Annotated in this window: 18 protein-coding genes; 10 read left to right on the forward strand and 8 right to left on the reverse strand. The window is 41.5% G+C overall.

Features of this window, described 5'->3' with window-relative positions:
- Positions 1-11: 11 nt before the first annotated feature.
- The 4 genes from GBI16_RS04090 to GBI16_RS04105 form a co-directional block, all read right to left on the reverse strand.
- Positions 12-830, reverse strand: a complete 819-nt coding sequence (locus GBI16_RS04090) for a hypothetical protein (RefSeq protein ID WP_151706567.1) — start codon at positions 828-830, stop codon at positions 12-14.
- 90 nt (positions 831-920) lie between these two features.
- Positions 921-2,510, reverse strand: a complete 1,590-nt coding sequence (locus GBI16_RS04095; protein WP_086209921.1) for a peptide chain release factor 3 — start codon at positions 2,508-2,510, stop codon at positions 921-923.
- A 169-nt stretch (positions 2,511-2,679) separates the two neighbouring features.
- Positions 2,680-4,755: an EAL domain-containing protein gene (locus GBI16_RS04100; RefSeq protein WP_151706568.1), complete on the reverse strand. Its 2,076-nt coding sequence runs from the start codon at positions 4,753-4,755 to the stop codon at positions 2,680-2,682.
- 265 nt (positions 4,756-5,020) lie between these two features.
- The gene (locus GBI16_RS04105; RefSeq protein ID WP_086209923.1) at positions 5,021-7,216 is read right to left on the reverse strand and encodes a carboxy terminal-processing peptidase; all 2,196 of its coding nucleotides are present in this window, start codon (positions 7,214-7,216) and stop codon (positions 5,021-5,023) included.
- 241 nt (positions 7,217-7,457) lie between these two features.
- Here GBI16_RS04105 and nagZ point away from each other — a divergent pair, with 241 nt between their 5' ends.
- Positions 7,458-8,474 carry a beta-N-acetylhexosaminidase gene (nagZ, locus tag GBI16_RS04110; RefSeq protein WP_151706569.1) on the forward strand — a complete coding sequence of 339 codons (1,017 nt, stop codon included), beginning with the start codon at positions 7,458-7,460 and terminating at the stop codon, positions 8,472-8,474.
- A gap of 153 nt (positions 8,475-8,627) precedes the next feature.
- Positions 8,628-9,497: a class I SAM-dependent methyltransferase gene (locus GBI16_RS04115; protein WP_151706585.1), complete on the forward strand. Its 870-nt coding sequence runs from the start codon at positions 8,628-8,630 to the stop codon at positions 9,495-9,497.
- A 66-nt stretch (positions 9,498-9,563) separates the two neighbouring features.
- Here the strand turns inward: GBI16_RS04115 and GBI16_RS04120 are convergent, their stop codons facing one another.
- A complete protein-coding gene (locus GBI16_RS04120) occupies positions 9,564-10,895 on the reverse strand; it encodes an alpha/beta fold hydrolase (protein ID WP_151706570.1) in 1,332 nt (443 codons plus the stop codon).
- A gap of 306 nt (positions 10,896-11,201) precedes the next feature.
- Between GBI16_RS04120 and GBI16_RS04125 the strand changes: the two genes are divergently transcribed.
- The 5 genes from GBI16_RS04125 (at position 11,202) to GBI16_RS04145 (ending at position 18,242) form a co-directional block, all read left to right on the forward strand.
- Positions 11,202-12,467: a glutamate-5-semialdehyde dehydrogenase gene (locus tag GBI16_RS04125; RefSeq protein WP_086209926.1), complete on the forward strand. Its 1,266-nt coding sequence runs from the start codon at positions 11,202-11,204 to the stop codon at positions 12,465-12,467.
- Between the two features lie 566 nt (positions 12,468-13,033).
- Positions 13,034-14,254 (forward strand): acetate/propionate family kinase, encoded by a 1,221-nt coding sequence (locus GBI16_RS04130; RefSeq protein WP_086209927.1) that lies wholly within the window; start codon positions 13,034-13,036, stop codon positions 14,252-14,254.
- A gap of 55 nt (positions 14,255-14,309) precedes the next feature.
- The gene (pta, locus tag GBI16_RS04135) at positions 14,310-16,451 is read left to right on the forward strand and encodes a phosphate acetyltransferase (RefSeq protein ID WP_151706571.1); all 2,142 of its coding nucleotides are present in this window, start codon (positions 14,310-14,312) and stop codon (positions 16,449-16,451) included.
- Positions 16,452-16,656: 205 nt separating this feature from the next.
- Complete coding sequence (locus GBI16_RS04140; protein WP_151706572.1) at positions 16,657-17,670, forward strand: hypothetical protein; 1,014 nt, start codon at positions 16,657-16,659, stop codon at positions 17,668-17,670.
- 155 nt (positions 17,671-17,825) lie between these two features.
- On the forward strand, positions 17,826-18,242 hold the full coding sequence (locus GBI16_RS04145; RefSeq protein WP_151706573.1) for an NUDIX domain-containing protein: 417 nt from the start codon (positions 17,826-17,828) through the stop codon (positions 18,240-18,242).
- Between the two features lie 95 nt (positions 18,243-18,337).
- Here GBI16_RS04145 and GBI16_RS04150 read toward each other — a convergent pair whose 3' ends face one another.
- Both GBI16_RS04150 and GBI16_RS04155 read right to left on the reverse strand, forming a co-directional pair.
- Positions 18,338-18,841, reverse strand: a complete 504-nt coding sequence (locus tag GBI16_RS04150) for a DinB family protein (protein ID WP_119064579.1) — start codon at positions 18,839-18,841, stop codon at positions 18,338-18,340.
- Positions 18,842-18,950: 109 nt separating this feature from the next.
- Positions 18,951-19,856, reverse strand: coding sequence for a DMT family transporter (locus tag GBI16_RS04155; RefSeq protein ID WP_086209932.1), 906 nt, complete (start codon positions 19,854-19,856; stop codon positions 18,951-18,953).
- Positions 19,857-20,036: 180 nt separating this feature from the next.
- On the opposite strand from GBI16_RS04155, the gene GBI16_RS04160 reads away from it, so the two are divergent.
- Entirely contained in the window at positions 20,037-20,897 is an 861-nt protein-coding gene (locus GBI16_RS04160) for an AraC family transcriptional regulator (protein WP_151706586.1), read from the forward strand.
- Positions 20,898-20,928: 31 nt separating this feature from the next.
- Here GBI16_RS04160 and GBI16_RS04165 read toward each other — a convergent pair whose 3' ends face one another.
- Positions 20,929-21,207 carry a hypothetical protein gene (locus GBI16_RS04165; RefSeq protein WP_017397121.1) on the reverse strand — a complete coding sequence of 93 codons (279 nt, stop codon included), beginning with the start codon at positions 21,205-21,207 and terminating at the stop codon, positions 20,929-20,931.
- Between the two features lie 733 nt (positions 21,208-21,940).
- On the opposite strand from GBI16_RS04165, the gene GBI16_RS04170 reads away from it, so the two are divergent.
- A complete protein-coding gene (locus GBI16_RS04170) occupies positions 21,941-23,467 on the forward strand; it encodes a fumarate hydratase (protein ID WP_086209933.1) in 1,527 nt (508 codons plus the stop codon).
- A 103-nt stretch (positions 23,468-23,570) separates the two neighbouring features.
- The gene (locus GBI16_RS04175; RefSeq protein WP_086209934.1) at positions 23,571-24,119 is read left to right on the forward strand and encodes a DUF2059 domain-containing protein; all 549 of its coding nucleotides are present in this window, start codon (positions 23,571-23,573) and stop codon (positions 24,117-24,119) included.
- Positions 24,120-24,124: the final 5 nt, after the last annotated feature.

A 24,124-nucleotide genomic window follows, 5' to 3' on the forward strand; every position in this document is an offset into this window, starting at 1 on the left:
AGACCAATGCTTTAAAATAACTGGGTGTAGACATCGGCTTTTAATACCTGTTGAGTTTGTGCTTTCGTCAAATAAATATCAAGCTGAGTCCCATCTTTTACAATTTCATGGGTTCGATAATGTAAACCGATGCCCTCTTGGTCAAAGAACCAATCTGCTTGCCCCCAGTATAATTTTGCAGGTGCAACGTTTCTGACTTCTGGTTCTTGCTTCTTCAACCAATCTTGATACGCTTTTTGCACCAGTACATTCATCGCAATTTGCTGTTTAGGATGAATTAAATCTAATAATGCCACCGCCTTTTGACTTTTGCGATCCGCAACAAAGAAATAATACCTTTCCTTAACATTAACATTCTCTTGATTGGTATCCACCCCAATTTGCATCAACACAAACTGATTGCGCTGATACGGTATACGCGTATACATCGCTAAGCTATAGGCTTTGTTTCGGCTAAATTCAGCCTGCCAAGTATCTGACTTTTTCACGTAAGCATTGATGGCTTGTTGTAAACTCATATCTTGTTTCAAGCCAATTTGGTCTTGAATCACGCGAGCCTGACTTTTGGCAATCCATTGGTTTAACCAAGCATCTTCTGTTTTTAAAGTCTGAATGTCTAATTCGATACAGTTCTTAGTCTCACAAAAGGGCTGTGCGATATCCGCTGCTTGTTGTTGAATATTTAAATACGGCAAGACTTCAGCCTGCTCTGTTTTAAACACCGAGCTTTTGGCATCTGTATCTGTTTCAGATTGTTTAGATGAGTCACATGCTGTCAGTAAGACAGTCAAACTCACTAATGTTGTATAAATAGCCTGTTTCTGCAACATGAGCTTTCCATGAATTTCATGATTAAAATAAAGTGTCTTACCTAATAAAACAGCTTCATGAAGAAGCTGTTTTATTTTTTTAAATTCCGATTAGTGTTCGCGAGTATTGCGGAACACGATGTCTGGATAACGCTCTTGCATGAGTTGCAAGTTGACACGACTTGGTGCCAAGTAGGTTAAGTGACCACCACCATCAACCGACAACTGGTCATGTGCCTTTTTCTTAAACTCATTAAATTTTTTGTCGTCATCACAAGACACCCAGCGCACCGTATTAATACTCACAGGCTCGTAGACGCAATCGACTTTGTATTCTTCTTTCAAACGGTATGCCACTACTTCAAACTGAAGCACACCAACAGCACCCACAATCAGATCATTACTATTCTGCGGCATGAAGACCTGTGTTGCACCTTCTTCTGAAAGTTCTTTGAGGCCTTTTTGTAACTGCTTCGACTTCAATGGGTCTTTCAAACGTACACGGCGGAACATTTCAGGAGCAAAGTGTGGAATACCTGTGAATTGCAGTTTTTCACCTGAAGTAAAAGTATCACCAATTTGAATCGTGCCGTGGTTATGTAAACCAATAATGTCACCCGGCCATGCTTCTTCTAGGTGCTGACGATCACCCGCTAAGAAAGTCAAAGCATCACTAATACGTACATCTTTATCTAGACGCACATGCTTCATTTTCAAACCTTTTTCATATTTGCCTGAACAAATACGCATAAAGGCAATACGGTCACGGTGTTTCGGATCCATATTGGCTTGAATTTTAAAGACAAAGCCCGTAAAACCTTCTTCTGTGGCTTCAACCAAACGATTTTCTGTTGGGTGTGCTTTAGGTTCAGGCGCATAATTACTAAATGCATCTAACACATGGTCTACACCAAAGTTACCCAAGGCTGTACCAAATAAAACTGGGGTTTGTTTGCCTTGTAAGAATAACTCTCGGTCAAGTGGCTCATTGGCCATTTGCACCAGTTCTAAAGACTCTTCAAATGCAGCCCAAGCTAGCTCACCGACTTTTTCACGTAAGTCAGCATAGTCATAACCATCACGAACTTCAATATCGGTAATGGTTGAACCAAAACCAGCTTTATAAACATAGAACTTTTCTTCGATCAGGTTAAATACCCCAGCGAAGTCACGACCCGTACCAAGTGGCCACGTAATCGGCACACATTTGATTTTGAGAACGTTTTCAATTTCATCCAACAGTTCTAAAGGCTCACGGATTTCACGGTCCATTTTGTTGACGAATGAAATAATTGGGGTGTCACGCATACGACACACTTCCATCAATTTGATGGTACGGTCTTCGACCCCTTTTGCACCGTCAATCACCATTAAAGCCGAATCGACCGCCGTTAAGGTACGATACGTATCTTCTGAGAAGTCTTCGTGCCCTGGTGTATCCAGTAAGTTGATCATTTTGTCTTTAAATGGAAACTGCATTACAGAGGTGGTAATCGAGATCCCACGCTCTTTTTCCATTTCCATCCAGTCCGATGTCGCGGCACGATCAGATTTACGGCTTTTTACCATCCCCGCAACCTGAATCGCTTGTCCCCATAACAATAGTTTTTCGGTCATGGTGGTTTTACCCGCATCGGGGTGGGAAATAATCGCAAAGGTGCGACGCTGCGCAACTTGCGCGGCTAATTCATTTTTAAACATAAATTAAATCTGCAATTGATACATAGCCTGAATGATCGCCCCGATCAATAAAGGCTATACAGGAAATTCTAAATTGGGCTAATTGTATCCGAATACCGCTTGGGCTTCTATTGTCTTTTATCAAGCCCTGTTAGAAAGCCCCCTAACCGAACTGCAAATGCCAAAACAGCTAATTAAAATAGGTCGAGGATGCATACTCAAACTCTTCCAAGCGCTTCACATCCATAGGCATACCCAAGAGATAGCCTTGTAACTGCTGGCAACCTAAACGGGATAAAATTTCCATTTGCAAAGGGCTTTCAACACCTTCTGCTGTTACGACCAACCCCAACCGAATCGCCAAATGGACAATACTTTCTAAGATCATTTCATCTTTAGAACCAACAGAAAGCTCATGAATAAAACCACGATCAATCTTTAACTCATCTACAGGCAAATCTTTCAAATATAAAAAGCTAGAATGACCTGTACCAAAATCATCAATCGCCAAACGAATCCCCATTTCACGTAAGCGCTGAAGCGTACGAATACTGCCCTCAATATGGTGCATAGCCGTGCTTTCTGTAATTTCTATAATTAAATGATTCGGGTTAACTTTGTACTTATCAAAAAGATGTTCTAAATTATTAAATAAATGCTTATGCTCAAACTGTACTGCTGATAAATTCACAGCGATTGGATACAGTTCAACTTTATCTCGCTCCCAAATTTGCAGTTGTTTACAAGCCTGCTCTAAGGCCCAATAGCCCATCTGAATAATCAGCCCAGTCTTTTCTGCCCCTTTAATAAACATATTTGGAGTCAGTAAACCTAAACTTGGATGCTTCCAACGAATCAACGCTTCCACACCACAAATTCGCTGATCTTTAATGGTGAATTTCGGCTGGTAATATAAAACAAACTGTTGCTCTTCGACCGCTTTGTATAAGTCATTAATCAGTTTGGTCTGACTTTTGGCTTCTTGTTGGTCAATACTGTAATTGAAAATAGAAAAAGTATTTCGCCCTTGATACTTTGAAGTCAGCATCGCTGCATCAGCATTAATCAATAAATCCTGTAAATTATTGCCATGTTCAGGATACATGGCTATACCAATACTGGCAGAGACATTGATTTCCTTACCCGCAATCAAGAAGCTCTCTTGAATTAACTCTAAAACTTGTTCCGCCATATCACATGCGTGGTCGGGTGTTGCTTGTTCAAGTACCATCAGAAACTCATCGCCACCAATTCTCAACATTTTTTCATTTTTGCCGAGGTGGTGATGAATACGCGTGGTGAGTTGGACCAATAATTGATCCCCGACATGATGTCCAAACACATCGTTTACCGCTTTAAATCGGTCTAAATCAATATATAAAAAGGCAATACTTTCATCACGAAAGCGATGGTCTGTAAATAGAAAATGCGCATATTCAGCCAAATACAGACGATTTGGCAATTTGGTTAAATTATCTTGTACAGCCTGATTTGCTAATTCTCTATTCGCTTGGGATAGCTGTTTATTGCGTTCCTCTAACCGTTGCTCCAAGACCGCCACAACAAAAGCAGCAACCAAAACTAGGCTTGTGATGAAGATCACTACAAATAAAATAATACTTTGCCCAGCCTCTAAGGTCATGACCAAACGACTATCCGCTGGATAAAAAGAGACCGCCAGCATGCCTGTATAATGCATGCTCACGATAGTCAAAGCCATCATTCCTGCGACATACCATTGGAATAAGGATTTTTTATTAACCGCATTTTTATATTTAAAAATCAACCAAAAAGTCAAACCAGAGCCACTGATAGCCAGTAGAATGGAGAAAATCGTGAGTAAAGGATCATAGACACTATGATAGCCTTCAATCATTAGCCCCATCATCCCCGTATAGTGCATCCCTGAGATACCAAGTCCCATCAACACAGCACCTAAAACCAGTCGGAGAAAAGGTAAAGTATTACGCGTGGTCAACCAAATTGAAAAAATAGACGCAAGAAATGCGATAAAAAAAGAAAGAATAGTCAGTGCTGGATCAAAATAACTATGTATTGGCAAATCACAAGCCAACATACCCACAAAGTGCATAGCCCAAATGGCACAGCCTAAGAAAAAACCACTGAGTAAAATTAGCCCTGCTTGAAACTTTTTTCGCCATGCACGAAACAATAGACGTTCAGTTGACACTGCAAAAAAACAAGCCAACAATGCCACAATAATTGAACCTAATACCAAACTAAAATCGTAATGCACATGCATCATATAAAGTGTCCGTATTAATTGCTCTTTTTCTTCATTTATATATCCTTTTTATCAAAGGCGAAAAGCATTGTTACCTGATTAAGAATCTTATACAAATAGTTTCAGGTCAAGAAAAAAACGTAAAAATCTTATTAGAATTTATAGATTTATTTTACAGTTCAGATCGGTTAGATTGTAGATAAAACTGACATTTGTGTCTTAAGTCACACTTTAAAATAAAAAGCCAGTTGAAACTGGCTTTTTATTTTATTTGTCCAAAAAAGAACTACTTCACTGTACCTTTTTGCAACTTCGCATAATCTAACAAAACGTTCGCTGACTCTGTGACGAACGCTTCATCTTCAGGTAAAGCTGGGCGTTGATTTGCCTTCATTTTGGCACGTTCTTCAACTAAGGCTTCCATCGCGGCTTGATAGCTTTCCCAGTTTGCATATGGTTTTTGCCCTGCAATCTGACGGCGCTTATTTTCAGCATCCAAAGTTTGCTTTTCAAGTGCAATCAATTCAGCTTTACGTTGATCAATATCTAATACAACACGCTTTTGCTCTTCAGTCTTTTTCGAAATTTCTTTGCGTTGTTCCAAATAGTTAAACTGCGGATCCACTTTAACCCGTGCTTGAGACAACTCACCTAAACGTTTCACATAAGGAATAATACTGCCTTCACGTTTAAATGGTGCTGTCGGAATGGTATCCCACTCCAACGCATTTTTGGCTTTACGCTCACCAAATTCGTCATTATAGATATCCACCAGTTTAACGTCTGGAATCACCCCTTTGTTTTGGGTACTGCCACCCGTGACGCGATAGAACTTGCGCTGCGTCAATGTCGCTTGACCATGTGCCAAATTATCGAGCTGAACTTGAGCTGTTCCTTTACCTGTGGTGGTACTACCAATCACAATCCCACGCTCATAATCCTGAATCGCAGCAGAGTAAATTTCACTGGCAGATGCAGATGCCAAATTCACCATGACTGCCAATGGACCTGCATAGGTTTGCGCACCATTATCATCGTCTTCGAAAACGCTGACATTGCCATTACCATCTCGAATTTGCACTACAGGGCCTGACTTAATCACCTGTCCAAGCATACGAGCCACTTCTTCCAGTGACCCTCCAGGGTTATTACGCAAATCAATAATAATTCCCGATACATTTTTAGCTGCTAGGGATTTTAAAGCATTATTGGTATCTTCAGACACTGAACGATATTCTGTACCCGCACGGCGTGCACGATAGTTCAAATAGAATGATGGAATTTCAATTACGCCAAAGGTGTACTGCTGTCCATCACGAGTTATATTCACGGTACGTGAACGTACACCTGCATCTTCTTCTTGAATCACATCTCGAGTAATGGTCACACTACGTGCTTGGCTCATAGCAGCGCCAGCACCCAATAAACGGATCGTGACTTTAGTACCACGTTTACCACGAATAAGCCCAACAATCTCATTGCTTGGCCAACCGATAACATCCACCATTTTTTCGCCGTCTTGCGCCACACCAATGATGCGGTCACCAGACTTCACTTGTCCTGACTTACTTGCAGGACCACCTTCTACAATGGTTTCAATCTTGGTGTAGTCTTCATTGCCCCGTTCAGGTCGAATCGACACCCCAATCCCTTCAAGTTGTAACGTGGTTTGACGGTTTAACTCCATCGCATCGACAGGCGGGAAATAGTTACTGTGCGGGTCATAGGTTAAAGTCATTGCATTGAGTGTTTTATCTAACACATCATCACTTTTCACCCGCGAAATACGTTCTAACTGTCGGGTATAACGCTTGGTTAAGGTTTGTACCGGGGTTAAATCTTCAGGACTCGTTAGGTCTTGACCGTTGGCCAATTCTGGATTGGCTTTCAGTGCTTTTTGCTTCGCTAACTCTTCTTCTTTACTAATCGTCAAGTTGATCAACTGTGAAACCAGCATTTTGTTCCAATGCTGACGCTGCGCTGCTTCATTGGCAAAATACGGTGCTTTTTCACGGTCCGTTTCAATATAAACATCAGCTTGTTTCAAGTTCTGCGGTTTTTTCAGCTCATCCAGCATATAGGTATAAAACTGGGTTAAACGTTCCCGGTATTGTGCATGAATCGCATAGGGGCCGCTTAAATCACCTGCCTTTAAAGCCACACCAAAGGTTGAGCCATATTGACGTTTATAATTTTCTATTTCAGGGGCAAGAAAGAGCGAATGATCTGGATCTAGACTGTCTAAGTAAAAATCAAGAATCCGTGCCGATGTCTTCGCATCTAAACGCTGATTAAGATAATGTTGACGGTCAACCAAGGTCGCCAGTTGACGAGACACCAAAGCCTGTTCCTGCGACGGAACAATAGCTTGTTTGGTTACAGCACTTGGTTCAGTCGCTGCAATGGCTTCATTAATGGCATGAGTGAAAAAGAATCCACCCGTTGCAATTGCAACCGCACAAGCAATGGTTTGAAGTTTCATAAATAATTCTTAGTTCCTTGGTTTTTGACCAAAATTACAATGTCATTTTTCGACATGAATTGAGAATATTCAAAATCTTAAACAACTTAATCTGTTTATGTCGTGTAGTTTTATCATAATCTGTGCTGACAAAATGTAGCAAATCATTGCAAAATTCGGGTATTGTTTTCGACGACCTGTTTCTCTCTCCTTTCAGAGCCAAAACAGTCACTGACCAAAAAATCAAATACGGACACCCAATATGATTGGCGCATTGATGCTTGACATCGCAGGCACAGAACTTACTCAAGAAGATATTGCACTATTACAAGCACCGCAAGTCGGTGGCATGATTTTATTTGGACGAAATATTGAATCTCCTGCCCAAGTTCGCGCTCTGACCGACCATATGCGTCGAATCCGCCCTGATATTTTGATTGCAGTCGATCAAGAAGGTGGACGTGTGCAACGCTTAAAACAGGGTTTTAGCCTACTCCCTGCTATGGGCAAGTTTGGCGAGCTATTCTTAAGCGAACCTGAAAAAGCTTTAAACTTGGCAGAACAATCTGGCTGGCTGATGGCGACAGAAGTACTCGCAGTTGGCATCGACTTTAGCTTTGCCCCTGTGCTGGATTTAAATGATATCAGTGATGTGATTGGTGACCGTGGCTTTGCCAAAAATATTCAAGATATCGTGCCACTGGCTAGTGCTTTTCTCAAAGGGATGAAAACCGCAGGCATGGCGTCGACAGGCAAACATTTCCCTGGTCATGGTTCAGTCAAAGCAGACTCGCATGTCGCAGCAGCCATCGACTCACGCACGTATGATGAAATTTATGCCAAAGATATGCAGACCTTTATCCAACTCATGCCACAGTTGGATGCACTCATGCCTGCGCATGTAATTTATGACCAAGTTGATTCCAACCCTGCGGGTTTTTCACCGTATTGGATTCAAACTGTTTTGCGCCAACAACTAGGCTTTGATGGTGTCTTATTCTCAGATGATTTAAGCATGCAGGCCGCATGTGTCGCAGGCGGAGCCGATGCACGCATTCAAGCCGCACTCCATGCAGGCTGTGACATGGGGTTAGTGTGTAATGACCGAGCTGCAGCATGTGTGGCTTTGGAAGGGATCAGTCAGCTTGCCCTACCAAACCAAGCTCGCTTAGAACGCATGCGTGGTCAGATTCCAAACATCAACGTTCAATCGACGCTACATCTAGGTGAGAGTTGGGCCAAAGTCCGTGACCAAGTCGAGCTGTTCCGCTTAGGTTAAGCACTTATCCTAGACCATGTCTAACACGATATTTCGGACAAAGGGACATCACAAGATGCCCTTTTTTCATTATGATAAATGCTAAATAAAATGGCTTGCACTGCATTGTCCACACAACAGTACGAAAACAATAAAATCTCAGGTACAGATACCATGACAGACGCCCTATCGGTTCACCGCCACATATCTTTTACTGCACATTATACGGGTTATATTTGGTATAGCATGGGCATCTCACATCCTGTATTTGCCACCAGCAAAGGGAAGTTTCTGGCCAAACTGGTACATCCACTTGAAAGTTGGGCGGAGAAACATGTCGGTGGCAGTATGCGCACCACCTTGAAACAGCGTCACCAAATGATAGATGAGCAACTTTGGGCACTGATAAAACAACACCCGAACTTACAAATTTTAGAAATTGCCAGTGGCCTATCGCCTCGGGGTTGGAGTTTCCGCCAACAGTATCCCGACATTGACTATCGAGAACTTGATTTACCCGATATGGCACAAATCAAAACCCAAGCCTTAAAACAGATTGATCAGACCAGTCCAGCCGTGCTTTCTGCCGACTTGTTTAGCGCAGATTTTGCTCGTGCTTTTGAAGTGTTTGATCCAAACCGTCCATTGGTGGTGGTGAGCGAAGGTTTAATCAACTATTTTAATAAAGACATGCTGACTCAATTACTACAAGGCATCGTAGAATATGGGCAACAGTTCGATCAGTTATATTATCTAACTGACCTCTACCCAGAACCTGTAAAAAATAAGCTCGCTAACTTTATCTGGAGCAGTAGCAAACTTTTAAAATGGATGTCACGTAGCGCCTTTGGCTTTCACTTTGTCAGTCCACCTGAAGCTACTCAGTTTTTCAAACAAGCGGGCTTCCATACCGTTGCCGTTCACCAACCAACCTTAACACTTCATATCGCTCAGAAGACATATCAACATTTGGATGCACAAGAACACTTAGGCGATTTGGTCTGGATCATTCATAGCAAATGGCAAAAACCGAATTCAGTCTAAGACAGAGGCTAAAATCATCCATAAAAAAACAGCGCTCTAACGCTGTTTTTTTATTTTAAACAAGAACTAACTTACAGCTTCAAGCAATGCCAGTTCTTGTTTTTGGCGCGCAACGAAACGAAGTAAACGCTCAGCAAGTTCAAAACTACCATGTTTAAATAAGGCTCTGAGATACGGACCATCTTCAGCAAAAATTAAACATTCGATCTGAAACTCACCTTCTTCATCACTTAAGTGTAAAGCCAAATCACGTGGATATTCAGCCGCTACAGCAGCCAAATCTGACCCAAAGCGTAAAAGCACCCCAAAATAGTTTAAGTCCACCACTTCCGTTGAAATGACCAAATCTGAATGGCGATAGCTTAAAAAGGTTTCAGGTTGTTGAATCTGAATTCGCACTTCGCCCCGACGTTCCATCGTCAGCAGTTGTGCTCGACTAAATGGAATAATGCCCTCTAAATTTTGAATCGACTCATCCTTTAGGAAGGTCGCAAACAAGTGCATGGTTTCTTTACGCCGTTGCAACTGTGGCACATGGTCTGCATTGGCAATCTGTGCATATTCCATATTAGGGCATTGCAAAGCAAAATTGGCATTTTCATGCGGTAAGGTAAAGCTGTCATATTGACCGCAGGCCACCAATACTTTGCACTGCGGAATTGGCACATCCGTTAAACGGAGCAAACGATTACAGTTGATTTCATAGCGCTCTTGCTCAGTTCCAGTAAAGTCAGCCATCTGCCTAAAGAACAAACGTTTGGCGGTAGGTGACATTCGGGTTTTATCCATTTGAGCATGGTTGACCAAATACAAGATCACTGCTTGACCAAACTCATCCATGCGTTGTTCACGCATCAGGTGTAAGGATTCTTCTAGCAACATCCTCCAGCTTTTACGGGTCTTTTGCATCACACCCATCAAAATCATACGATCAATCAACTCAGGACGTTGATCCGCCAGACAAGATGCCACCACAGAACCCAGTGACATGCCCATCACTGAAACTTTATCTAAGCCCTCAATATCTAACCAAAGTCCGAGCATTTGTGCGAGATCACGCAGCTCTAAAGTGCCTGCAGACAAGCCTGTATCAATATTACGAATTTGTTGATTTGCCCCCATCGACGGCAAATCAATCAGAATAATTGGACCTGCATCTAAAAGCTGTTCCACACAATACTTATAAGAGTTAAAGTTTTGAAATGCCCCACCAATGATTACAATAGGTGTGCGATGGAATGACTCTGGTCGAGCAATCGCCATATATTCAATTTTCCAGCCCTCAATCCATGTGGTTCGCGCAGGATCTTTAAAACTATTCCGATGGTAAATATCAAAAAAACCTAAACGTAAATTAGATTCATCCAGCTCGGCATCCATTTGAATAATAGAATTCATGTTCCTTCCCTCTTACTCTTGCCTATACTTTTTGTTTTGCAAGAAATTCACTGGCACCTTGACCATGATCAGTAAGGTTTCAATGTTGTAATAATTATACGAGGACTTCATGTCCTAAAATTCATTCTATACAGAGCACTCTTTTACGCGCAACAGGTTGTGCAACCGCTCATCATGTTTTAGATAAAAAACAATTTCAAAATATGTATAGGTTCCCTTATCTGCTGGATTTTTCATGTAGAGACTATGCGGTCGGGTATTAGACTGTTACTATCTTTAGTGAAATTTCTAAGTGATCAAACCGCTATGCAAGAGTCGATTGAACAATACATGCACACGGTAGGACAGCAAGCACGTCAAGCTTCTCGTATTTTGGCGCGCGCCTCTACCGAAACTAAAAACAATGCTTTGTCAGCTATTTATACTGCTTTAGTCAACAGTGAGCCCGCAATTTTAACGGCAAACCAAGCAGACATGAATAAAGCCCACAGCAACAACTTAGACAGTGCCTTACTTGATCGCTTAGAACTTACCCCCGCACGCTTCAAAGGCATGTTACAAGGTCTCAAAGATGTCATTAGCCTGAAAGACCCAGTCGGTGAAATCACTGATATGGCCTATCGCCCTTCTGGGATTCAGCTCGGTAAAATGCGCGTTCCTTTAGGCGTGGTCGGCATGATTTATGAATCTCGCCCTAACGTGACTCTAGAAGCAGCTTCATTGGCACTGAAGTCTGGCAATGCCATTATTTTACGTGGTGGCTCTGAAGCACTTGAGTCCAACAAAGCAATAGCTGAAGCTGTTCAACGCGGTTTAAAACTGGCAGGTTTACCTGAACATGCGGTTCAAGTCATTAACACCGCAGACCGCGCAGCTGTGGGTCAACTGATTACACTCACTGAATTTGTTGATGTGATTGTTCCACGTGGAGGCAAAAGCCTGATTGAACGTATCAGCAATGAAGCCCGTGTCCCTGTGATTAAGCACTTGGATGGGAACTGTCACGTTTATGTTGAAGCGCAAGCTGACCTACAAAAAGCCCTCCCGATTGCACTCAATGCAAAAACTCATCGTTACGGTGTATGTAATGCAATGGAAACTTTGTTGGTCGATGAAAAAGTCGCGGATGAGTTTTTACCCCGTGTCGCTGAGCTCTATACAGAAAAACAAGTGGAATTACGTGGCTGTGCTGAAACACAACGAATTTTAGGTTCAGACGTCAAAACAGCGACAGAAGAAGATTGGTACACCGAATATCTTGGTCCAATCTTGGCCGTGAAAGTGGTATCGGGTATGGAAGAAGCGATTGAGCATATCAATAAATATGGCTCACATCATACCGATTCAATCATTACCGAAAACTACTCTCTAGCTCGTGAGTTCTTGGCCGCTGTTGATTCAAGCTCTGTCATGATCAATGCCTCGACCCGTTTTGCCGATGGTTTTGAATATGGCTTAGGTGCTGAAATTGGCATTTCAACTGATAAAATCCATGCACGTGGACCAGTTGGATTAGAAGGCCTGACTTCACAAAAATGGATTGTATTTGGTGATGGTCAAATTCGCCAATAGTCACTCCGACTGATATTTAGGCAAAATGTTCAGCCCTCCACGAAGGGCTGAACATTTTTTTATATCTGAATAATTCCCTAAAATATAAAACTCAAAAGCACCATCTATATCAGAAGTGCCTCTCATTCTTTGTCGTTGACTAGAGCTTTGGAACTGAGGCGAACCATGGTTGAGATATGACATGGTCTAACTAAAGTGATGTCATGACTTTTTATGATTGCACTCATTGTATTGAAGTTGTGCTGATCTTCGATGCAATATCAAAAACAAACAGGAATGCCACAAACTATTTAACTGCTTTGGGTATACAGCATGCTATTTTTGAAGGGCTGAACGTGAATAATATTTCGGCATCATTTCATGAATAAATGAAAATTATGAACCGATAAATTTTAATTATTATTCATCAGACGGTCGATAGTGCTTAAGTCTAATCACCTAAAGTCTATCTAGGACTAAAAATATACACATGATACAACATAAAAAATGATCAAGATTGCATAAGAACGTACTGCATGAAGATCAGTTCTAGGACGGATAATTCAATTAGAATCGGGTATTAAAACGTGTCTACATCAGTATTAGTAATTAACTGCGGATCTTCATCAATCAAATATGCACTCGTTTCTGAACGTCGTGAAGATCGTATTTTTGGTTTAGCTGAGAACTTAGGTTCTGCTGAAGCTCGTATCAAAGGCATTACAGCGGGTGGTCAACCCCTTGAATTGTCGATTCCACACGCCGATCATGAAAAAGCATTGGAAACGATCTTAGAACGTCTTTCACACTATAACCCTCAAGCTATTGGTCACCGCGTCGTACATGGTGGTACATTGACCAAAGCTGAGCTTTTAACAGAAGAAATTGTAGAACGCATTCGTGCAGCGACACCACTTGCACCACTCCACAACCCAGCTCACTTGGTTGGGATTGACGCAACTATGCGTTTATTTCCAGAACTACCTCAAGTGGCTGTGTTTGACACGGCTTTCCATCAAACCATGCCTGCGCATGCATACCGCTATGCTGTACCAAAGTTCTTATATACTGAGCACAATGTACGTCGCTATGGTTTCCACGGTACGAGCCATGCTTATGTGTCTGAACGCGGTTCAGAACTGGCAGGTAGCTTTAAACAAGGAGGCTGGTTAACAGCACACTTGGGTAATGGTAGTTCTACTTGTGCAATTTGGAATGGGCAAAGTGTTGATACCTCAATGGGCTTAACGCCACTTGAAGGTGTCGTGATGGGCACCCGTAGCGGTGATGTCGATCCAAGCTTACATAGTTTCCTTGCCAACAACTTAGGTTGGGATATTTATAAAATTGATAAAATGCTGAATAGCCAATCAGGCTTACTCGGTTTGTCTGATCTTTCAAATGACATGCGTACGTTGATTGAAGCCTCTGAACAAGGTGATGAAGATGCAACTTTAGCCATTGAAGTGTTCTGCTATCGCCTTGCAAAATCTTTAGCTGCACTGAGCTGTGGTTTACCACGACTGGATGGTCTATTCTTCACTGGCGGTATTGGTGAAAACTCTGCATATATTCGCGAGAAAACGATTGCTTACCTCCCACACTTTGGTTTCAACTTTAGCAAAGAAGCCAATGACAATCTAAAGCGTGGTACTGAAGGTCGTATTGATGCAGGCACAGGTCCACAGATCTGGGTTGTACCAACTGATGAAGAAGGACGTATTGCGAAAGAGACTGAGCATGTTGTAGCCAATGAGGTGATTCAAACTGCTGCAAAAAAGTCTGAAGACAATGTAGCGATCGCTTAAGCGGTCGTTACATTCGTTCAAGTCTGTTTTAATTTCTTGTATGACGAATAAATATATGAAAACAATTTTACTTGTGCCGACTGGGGAAGGTGTAGGCTTAACATCAGCCTGCCTAGGTTTGGTTTATGCACTAGAATGCCAAGGTGTTAAAGCTGGCTTTTTAAAACCATTCTCTCAAGAACTGACCACAGGTGCAGACCGTACAACGGCGCTCTATCACCATGTGTCTAAAAACGAAACTGTTGAACCCATTAATTATCACACTATTTTGCAGCAACTTAGCGCAGGTGAAAATGATGAGTTACTTGAAGATGCAGTTCGCCTACACCGCACCATTGCACGTAAGCATGACCTGATTATCGTTGAAGGTTTAGTCCCAAACAACCGTGATTCTTTTGCGTCTGAACTAAACGCGCAACTTGCCCAAGCGCTCGATGCTAAAGTGATCATCGTCAGCAATGCAGACATTAATAAACCAAGTGCGACGGCTGAGAAAATTGATAGTCAACTCCGTTATTTTGGTGGTGCAAGTTCAGAGCGAACCGCAGGTGTGTTATTAATGCGTACCAAGGGTTTACCTGATGACTCGGCACATATTCCTGTGACGATTGACCCAAGTCTCCGTTTAGTTAGCGATACCAATAAGTTCATTATTGAACTCCAAAAGACCCATCCAAAACTCGGTTCAGACAAACTGCCAGTAATTGGTCTAGTTCCGTTTAGTAATACGCTTAGCGTACCGCGTATGTCGGACTTAGCTGCGCATATTCAGGCAGAATGGATCAATCAAGGCGATGCAACACAACGTCGTGTATTACATAGCAGTTTAATTGCATCGAATATTGAGCACGAACTTCATAAGTTTGTCGCAGGTGAGCTCATCATTAGTGCATCAGATCGTATTGATGTGCTATTAGCTTCAAGCTTAGCCAGCAGTAACGGTATACCATTGGCAGGGCTCGTACTGACCGAGCACCATACACCAAATGAGCAAGTGCTCGCGTTCTGCCAAACAGCGATTAAACAAGGCTTGCCGATTTTACATACATCACTCAGCACGTTTGACACCGCGCAGAGTTTAGCCAATCTCAGCAACGAAATTCCGGTCGATGATACTGAGCGTGCAGAACAAGTTACCCGTTTTGTATCAAGCCATATCAATGAGGCATGGCTCACTGAGATGTTGAACGGATCGTACCAACCACGCCTTTCCCCTTCAGCTTTCCGCCATGAATTGGTTCAAAAATCAATTGCTGCGAAGAAACGTATTGTTCTACCCGAAGGTGATGAACCACGTACAGTTCAAGCTGCTGCCATTTGCCAATCTCGTGGTATTGCCCACTGTATCTTATTGGCGAAACCTGAAGCCGTGGTTGAAGTGGCGAAAGCACGTGGTATTGAACTTCCACATGACTTAGAAATTATTGACCCAGATCTGATTCGTGAAAACTATGTTGAAAAAATGGTGGACCTACGAAACGGCAAACTGAATGAGCTACAAGCACGCGAACAACTGCAAGACACGGTCGTTCTCGGTACCATGATGCTAGCACTCAATCAAGTTGACGGCTTAGTTTCAGGTGCAATACACACCACTGCAAATACCGTACGTCCAGCATTTCAGCTCATTAAAACCGCGCCTGAGTATTCATTGGTCTCTTCCGTGTTCTTTATGCTGTTACCTGATGAAGTCTATGTCTATGGTGACTGTGCCATTAACCCAGATCCAAACGCAGAACAACTCGCTGAAATTGCGATTCAATCGGCTGACTCAGCAAAAGCTTTTGGTTTAGACCCACGTATTGCAATGATCTCATACTCAACGGGTACCTCTGGTGCTGGTGCTGAAGTAGAGAAAGTCGCTGAGGCAACACGTATAGCGAAAGAACGTCGTCCTGATCTGTTGATTGATGGGCCACTTCAGTACGATGCAGCATCGGTTGAAAGTGTCGGACGCTCGAAAGCACCTGATTCTAAAGTTGCAGGTCGTGCAAATGTATTTATTTTCCCTGACTTAAATACAGGAAATACAACCTATAAAGCCGTACAACGCTCTGCAAATGTTGTGAGTGTGGGCCCAATGTTGCAAGGTTTGAATAAACCTGTAAATGATTTGTCTCGTGGCGCTTTGGTGGATGACATCGTGTTTACGATTGCACTCACTGCAATTCAAGCGGAACAGCAAGCAACCGCTTAAATCGAGTTGATGTGATCCAAACCATCCAGCTAAACAGTTGGGTGGTTTTTTTATTTTATAGCGCATAACAATATGAAGCCAAAGCTTAACTGCTTTATATTTATGGGCATAATCAAAACACAGAAAAATGGTAAGGCTTTACTTTTCAGATACTTAAACAATATACTCAAGCCATATAATTAAATTCTAAATCATTGGTCTCATAATGAATAAAAAATGGCTTCCAATTCTACTGACAGCAACATTTTCTCTGACAGCATGCAGTGAGTCTAATCAACAGCAACAAATATCATCAGACTCAACACCAACACATAAAAACTTAAGTACAGCCAATCCAACGGATATTAAAACTGATCTTGATGCATTGGATCAGATTGCGAATAAAAACTCTCAAGCTATTTTGAGCGCACAAGACGCACTTAAAGCAGCTCGTCAAAATAAACAAGTCGATGCCCTACCTGCTCTACTTGAGCAACTGAAAACCCATTCTCTTGCATTTAATACGGCACTAGATGCAACACACTTCAAAAGCCATGAGGTTGCTGCGCTCAGTGAAAAATTTAAGCAAGTCCATCTTCTGGGAGTTGAACTGGCTCAAGAAAATACTAAAAATCCACCACAGATGGATCGCATCACTGGATTAGAAGCGCAAATCAGCGTGATACAACAAAGTTCTGTCAGTGAAATGAGAGCCTTACAACACATGATTTACCCTCAACTGAATTCAGGGGCATTAAACAACACGCGACAACAGGTAAAATCAGACCCTGAGCTCAATGTTACGGCTCATACTCCACCCCATAGCACCTCACATCTGAGTCAAGATAATGCCGCAGACATCAAACATGACCTCATTGCACTCAGAGCACAATCAAGAGCAACCAAACAAGAAGCTGAAAGCTCAATGATGGAGATAAAACATGCCTTGGAAACGCATGATATGAATGCGTTGACAACTGCAATTGAAAAATCAAACAAACGCATTCAAAGTCTGAATCAAAATTACGATGCTGTGTCTCTAAAAAGCTCAGAAGTCACAGCCGCTCGTGAAAGGCTAAAAAAGGACAATAATCTTCAAATTGAAATGGGTAATATCATCCTATCGGACTCACCAGATCGACAAAAGTTTGAGGAGTTGCAAAAGAAACGATCCAATTCTCAAAAAATGGTTGAGATTGAGATGGAAGCGCTTCGGATTAAAGCCAATACAGCGTCATGATGCATGCATGTGTATTTGGTGAATGCTATTTTTAGTCGAAAAACGCCCTAATAGCTTTTGATAACTAGATGCTCCAATATAGCCCGCGACCATATCCATGACCTTATCTACCTTTTAAGTAGTGTACCGACTTGCCTCTTGGATAAAATTCAAAAATGACATTAATCGAAAAAGTCGTCCCAGTTATATTTCGAAATATCAGTCAAAAAACAGAAATATTAGTGTTTAAACATCCAATTGCGGGTATTCAAATCGTAAAAGGTACAGTTGAGGTGAATGAAGAGTTGGAAACAGCGGCTCTGCGGGAGCTTTATGAAGAGTCTGGTATTTTATCTGCACATATTCACTCATATTTAGGTTTACATCATCCATCTGAGCAAGGCCCGAACTGGCATGTATTTATCTGCCATAGCACAGAAGCTTTAAAAGAGCATTGGACACATTTTTGCAATGATGACGGTGGATTAGAATTTAATTTCTTTTGGCACCCTCTGTTTGAGTCACCAAGCGCTGAATGGCATCCATTATTCCAAGAGTTACTAACGTTTATTAAATCAAAAATTGAACCCTAATTTGGAAAAGATTTTATATTCGTTAGAACTAAAATAATGTGTATTAACAAAGACTTTATGTCTATTTTTTAACGGTGATAACTATTCTGTTTAATTTACTGACGGTCTTCGATCAACATATACACCATATCAATCTCTGGACATAGATAGCCCATTGAAGTTAAAGCTGCTGTGACTTGCCCCCGATGATGCGTTGCATGGTTAAACACATGCAATAATGTAGCAGCATAGGGTAGGCTCATTTCTAGTCCAGCCGATGTTTTGTAGTGTAAATCATGTCCAAATTTTTCCACATCAACATGTTTTAAAAAGTCTATCCAATGGTGAGCTCTGCTTTCTAACTCAAACATGAGTTTATCTTTATCCCTCTCTACGATGGTATTTAACTTCAGTAGAGGCGATGGTTTCGATGAAAACCGAGGAAACCATAGATAATGCTCCCCTACAAGCAAATGATTCAACGTTCCAGAAATAGTTTTGAAGAACAGTCCGCATTCAGCATTAAAATCTTCATCAGAGACATTTTTTAAAGCTTGGTTTAATTTTTGAGTAGACCATACGTTGTAACGAGCGAATAATTCAAACGTTTTTAAATCCATTTATAAAGCCATACATGAAGTTCTCTAAAATGAGCATAATACACAGGATGAAAAACACCTAAGCCTTTCATTTATAGTGCAGAATATCTTTTAATTTTCTCATACACTCTCAGCTTCGCTTCAACATTTGACTCAGCCTCAAATTGGGTGCCTTGATAAAGAAAATTGCATTACCACATAAAATCAAAATCACCCCAATGACCGCATTTATATGCCATTGATACCCTTCCCAAAGGGTCGAAATCACCAAAGCCACCAACGGAAATAACAAGGTACTATAAGCTGCCTTGCCTGCCCCAATCCTTCCGACCAAATAGAAATAAGCAGTAAAGCCAATCACTGAACCAAAAACAGCCAAATACAATAAAGCACTCACTGCACTAAATTCCATAGCGGGGAAAAACTCGTCGTGTTTAAATCCAGCAATCAACGCCATCAGAAGTGAACCATATAGCATGCCATAAGCATTGGTCGTGAAAATATCCAGACCGTGTTTTTGATGACGCGCACTGATCATATTGCCCAGTGAAAAACCATAAGTGCCCAACACACAAAGACCAATCCCTATCAGCGTATGGTTGTTTAAGGTACTTCCCACCACATCATGCCAAAACAAGGCAATAATCCCCAATCCACCCAGTAAAGCCGCAGGGTAAAAACGTGTAGAAACCTGTTGTCCAAAGAACAGTTTGGCATTGAGGGTATTAAAAATGACCGCCATCGAAAAAATAACGGCCTCCAAACCGCTACTAATATATTGCACCGCATAGTAAAAACAGACAAAGTTAAAACCAAAAATACAGCACGCTTGTAACATACAAAACAGATGATCTTTTACAGCCAATTTTTGCAGTTTTCGGCACAACACAACAAAAGCAAAGAGCACCAGAGCTGAAATAAAGAAACGCCAAAACACTGCCACATTGGTCGATATTCCACTTTGTTGTTGCAGACTTATCGCAATCCATGTTGTTCCCCAAACCACGACCACCAAAGCATATAACAGCGCATTCATACTCTTTCAATCCAACTTAAACCACTCACGCTATTGTGCTTGGTTTAGCTGTCCGATTACTTGCACCTTCTTGTGGTCACTATCATGAACTTGTGGTTTTTTTACTGGTTTTCGGATATAGATGACAAAATGAAATCAAAGTCCTACACTCATTCTTCCATTCGGCACTGCGTATAGATGATGAAATATCAGATTCTAGATCAATTACAACAACATAAAGCCCAACTCCTCGACTCGGTCGAGTTAGGTTCGGGCATGCAGTTGGCCATGTGGCAAAACAACCAAGACCGCGTCAGTGTTTGCAGTAACCACCATACCCTTAGCATGTACATTCAAGGGGGATATCACAGTTATCAAAAAACAGCACAAGGTTGGCATAATGGCGGTGGGCCAGATCATATGTGCCTGATGCCACAAGATTTTGAGTCAACTTGGGATTTGCGTGACCCCCTGACTTTTGTGCATCTTTATTACACTGAGCAACATCTACAACGCGTCGCCGAACAGGTGTGGGATCGTGAGCCGAGCCAAATTATTTTAAATCCACAAAGTTTCGTGGCCGACCCACAGATTTCGATGATCTACCGACACTTTTTACTCAATGGGGCTTGGCAGAACCGTGAAAATCATTTGCAGATGAGTACTGCCACGACACTTCTGCTCAATCATTTGATTAAAAATTATAGCCATACCGAGTGGCAAGCCCCTGAAGTCAAAGGCGGGCTGTCTCCATATAGCCTGAAACAGTTATTAGAATGGATTGATCAACATATTCAGCAAAGCTTGACCTTGTCAGATTTGGCCGAGCAAACGCAGCTCAGTGAGTACCATTTTGCCCATATGTTTAAGCAATCCATGCAAATGCCGCCACACCAATATGTGATGCAACGTCGACTTGAACTGGCACACCAAGCTCTACAGCAGACGACTGCCAATATGACGGAGATTTCAGAACAGTATGGATTTAGCTCCAGCAGCCATTTTAGTCATCGCTTTAAAAAGCACTTTGGCTACTCTCCATCCCAAATGCGGAAAAGTTAGAAAAATTAGATCGGATAAACTCACATTCAGCTTATTTATCTAACATCAAAATAAAGCTCATCATTAGACTCGACATTAAAAAACCGAAAAATGCACTCATCAAATAAGCTTTCCGACGCTCTTGAGCAGATTGGCTCAGGACTTGATGGCGCATTTCCATATGTTGCTTTTCTTCAAAAATCGTCATCTCGACATCGTTTTTAGGCGGAGCTTTTTTCAAAAGCAAAGGCAACATTGCAAGCATCATGCAGTAAAAATTAAATTTAAATATATCTTCGACAATGACATTGCCTGCATGCTTTTGAGCCATTAAATAAAACAGGAAAATAGACCACAAGAAAAAGCATCCGATAAATAGCAAGGCTGAAGTCGAGGAATAATATTTCATTGTATTTGTTTTAAGATTTGAAATCTGGAATCTTAAGGCGTTAAACAATCTTTAGCTAGTTGAAGATTTAAAGATTTAAAGATTTGAAGATTTGAAGATTTGAAGATTTGAAGATTTGAAGATTTGAAGATTTGAAGATTTGAAGATTTGAAGATTTGAAGATTTGAAGATTTGAAGATTTGAAGATTTGAAGATTTGAAGATTTGAAGAGAGCTTAAAACAAAAAAAGAAGATAAAACTTAAGCCTGATCTTCTTTTTGACCGTACATCCAAGTCGCTGCGATATATACACAAAAGCCCGCAGCCATCACTAAACCTGTCAACATGTTCGATGTCCTGTAGTTTGATAAGTGCATTATGCGAAAGTTTTATGACAAATTTATGACAATATTGTCATATTTTCAATGTTAGTATTTTTTCAATATATTCAAAATCTTAATATAAAAATTATACCTATTGATTCACTTTTAGCATGAAATATTTCATTCAACTTAGGCAATTTTGTCATATTTACAACCTTATATGACCTCACTTTCTCGTCAATTTTGTTCAACTATTAAACTTTCGCCCAAAGGCTGCGTAAAACATCCACAACCTCGACATTTTGTCTTATAATTTAGCCCGCTAGCTATCAGCCCGCTCAAGAGATATTTGTATGACCACTATTATCAAGCAAGATGATTTGATCACATCGGTCAAAGACGCGCTTCAGTTCATTTCTTACTATCACCCACAAGACTTTATCCAAGCGATGAGCCGTGCGTATGATCGTGAAGAGAACAAAGCTGCGAAGGATGCGATCGCGCAAATCTTAATTAACTCGCGTATGTGCGCAGAGGGCCACCGCCCGATCTGTCAAGATACAGGTATCGTCAACGTATTCGTTGAAGTGGGTATGGATGTTAAATTTGATTTAACCATGAGCTTAGACGATGCAATCAACGAAGGCGTACGTCAAGGTTACTTAGAAAACTCAAATGTACTGCGTGCTTCTGTATTGGCTGACCCAGCTTTTGGTCGTAAAAATACCAAAGACAACACCCCTGCTGTGATCTATCACAAACTTGTTCCAGGCAACAAAGTGGATATTACTGTTGCAGCAAAAGGTGGTGGTTCAGAAAACAAATCTAAACTGGCTATGCTCAACCCATCAGACTCAATCGTGGATTGGGTACTAAAAACTGTTCCAACCATGGGTGCAGGTTGGTGTCCACCAGGAATGTTGGGTATTGGTATTGGTGGTACTGCTGAAAAAGCCATGATGCTTGCAAAAGAATCGCTCATGGAAGAAATCAACATGGACGAATTACTTCGTCGCGGCCCTGAAAATAAAATCGAAGAACTTCGTATGGAAATCTTCGAAAAAGTAAACGCACTCGGCATTGGCGCGCAAGGTCTAGGTGGCTTAACCACAGTTCTAGACATTAAAATTAAAGATTACCCATGTCACGCTGCGGGCAAACCAGTCGGTATGATTCCAAACTGTGCAGCGACTCGTCACGCACACTTCCAACTTGATGGTACAGGTGTTGCACACATTCAAGCACCAAAACTGGAAGACTACCCATCTGTCACTTGGGATTCATCAACTTCTAAACGTGTTGACCTCGACAACATCACCCAAGAAGAAATGAACACTTGGCAACCAGGCGACACCTTACTTCTGAACGGTACCATTTATACGGGTCGTGATGCTGCACACAAACGCATGGTCGACATGCTGAACAATGGTGAAGAGCTTCCTGTCGACTTAAAAGGTAAATTCATTTACTACGTTGGCCCTGTAGATCCAGTCGGTGATGAAGTGGTTGGTCCTGCTGGCCCAACAACAGCAACACGTATGGACAAGTTCACACGTCAAGTACTTGAAGCAACCGGTATGTTCGGCATGATCGGTAAAGCAGACCGTGGTCCTGCTGCTGTTGAAGCAATCAAAGACAACAAAGCGACTTACTTGATGGCTGTGGGTGGCGCAGCTTACCTTGTGTCTAAAGCGATTCGTGAAGCTGAAGTGGTTGCTTTTGCTGACTTAGGCATGGAAGCGATTTACAAATTTGTAGTGAAAGACATGCCTGTATCGGTAGCAGTTGATGTGAATGGTACCTCTATTCACGCAACAGCACCAAAAATTTGGCAAGCCAAAATTGGTAAAATTCCAGTAGTCGATGCTGCAGCTGGCTAAAACTTAAGTTTTACTTTTTTGGATACCCTTAACATGCTAAGTTCATGTTAAGGGTATTTTTTTACCTACTTTTATAGACTTAATCAAAAGATATAGACCAACAATGAAAAAATTAAATCACATGCTTTACGGTATCGCCTTATGTGTCCTCAGCACAGCTTCTTTTGCAAAACCCGCGACCGAAGCATCGGTAGAAAAGGCGCTTAAACTAGGCGATATTAAAGGCACTTTAGCGCAGTCTCAGCAAGAGATGCGCCCTGTCTATGACCAACAAGCCGAAGAAATTATTAAGAATATTTTTAAAACATCTACACTTAATCCTGAACAACAAAAAGCAGCCAAGCAAATCGCTGAAATCACCGCATCGTTTAGCAGCAAATTGATTTCAGATCCAAAATTTATGCAAATGCTAAAAGATGTCTACATGCAGACCTTTACCGAAGAGGAAGTGTTGGCCAACATTCAGTTTCTCGAAACACCTCTAGGTCAGTCTATCAATAAAAAAAGCAGTAAAATGATGAGCGAAATCATGCGCAATAGCATCGCCATGTCTGCGGAAATGATGCAAGATCCTGCTATTCAGCAGGAAATGAATCGTCAAATTGAAAAGACCCTTACACCATTATTTGATCAAGCCAAAAAAGCAAAATAGTTTAC

Source organism: Acinetobacter sp. TUM15064 (assembly GCF_008980265.1).
GTDB lineage: Bacteria > Pseudomonadota > Gammaproteobacteria > Pseudomonadales > Moraxellaceae > Acinetobacter.

Excerpts from the sequence above, each read along its gene's own strand:
- GBI16_RS04090 (WP_151706567.1), bottom strand. The coding sequence starts at position 830 with ATGTTGCAGAAACAGGCTATTTATACAACATTAGTGAGTTTGACTGTC.
- GBI16_RS04095 (WP_086209921.1), bottom strand. The coding sequence starts at position 2,510 with ATGTTTAAAAATGAATTAGCCGCGCAAGTTGCGCAGCGTCGCACCTTT.
- GBI16_RS04100 (WP_151706568.1), bottom strand. The coding sequence starts at position 4,755 with ATGATGCATGTGCATTACGATTTTAGTTTGGTATTAGGTTCAATTATT.
- GBI16_RS04105 (WP_086209923.1), bottom strand. The coding sequence starts at position 7,216 with ATGAAACTTCAAACCATTGCTTGTGCGGTTGCAATTGCAACGGGTGGA.
- nagZ (WP_151706569.1), top strand. The coding sequence starts at position 7,458 with ATGATTGGCGCATTGATGCTTGACATCGCAGGCACAGAACTTACTCAA.
- GBI16_RS04115 (WP_151706585.1), top strand. The coding sequence starts at position 8,628 with ATGACAGACGCCCTATCGGTTCACCGCCACATATCTTTTACTGCACAT.
- GBI16_RS04120 (WP_151706570.1), bottom strand. The coding sequence starts at position 10,895 with ATGAATTCTATTATTCAAATGGATGCCGAGCTGGATGAATCTAATTTA.
- GBI16_RS04125 (WP_086209926.1), top strand. The coding sequence starts at position 11,202 with ATGCAAGAGTCGATTGAACAATACATGCACACGGTAGGACAGCAAGCA.
- pta (WP_151706571.1), top strand. The coding sequence starts at position 14,310 with ATGAAAACAATTTTACTTGTGCCGACTGGGGAAGGTGTAGGCTTAACA.
- GBI16_RS04140 (WP_151706572.1), top strand. The coding sequence starts at position 16,657 with ATGAATAAAAAATGGCTTCCAATTCTACTGACAGCAACATTTTCTCTG.
- GBI16_RS04145 (WP_151706573.1), top strand. The coding sequence starts at position 17,826 with ATGACATTAATCGAAAAAGTCGTCCCAGTTATATTTCGAAATATCAGT.
- GBI16_RS04150 (WP_119064579.1), bottom strand. The coding sequence starts at position 18,841 with ATGGATTTAAAAACGTTTGAATTATTCGCTCGTTACAACGTATGGTCT.
- GBI16_RS04155 (WP_086209932.1), bottom strand. The coding sequence starts at position 19,856 with ATGAATGCGCTGTTATATGCTTTGGTGGTCGTGGTTTGGGGAACAACA.
- GBI16_RS04160 (WP_151706586.1), top strand. The coding sequence starts at position 20,037 with ATGAAATATCAGATTCTAGATCAATTACAACAACATAAAGCCCAACTC.
- GBI16_RS04165 (WP_017397121.1), bottom strand. The coding sequence starts at position 21,207 with ATGGCTCAAAAGCATGCAGGCAATGTCATTGTCGAAGATATATTTAAA.
- GBI16_RS04170 (WP_086209933.1), top strand. The coding sequence starts at position 21,941 with ATGACCACTATTATCAAGCAAGATGATTTGATCACATCGGTCAAAGAC.
- GBI16_RS04175 (WP_086209934.1), top strand. The coding sequence starts at position 23,571 with ATGAAAAAATTAAATCACATGCTTTACGGTATCGCCTTATGTGTCCTC.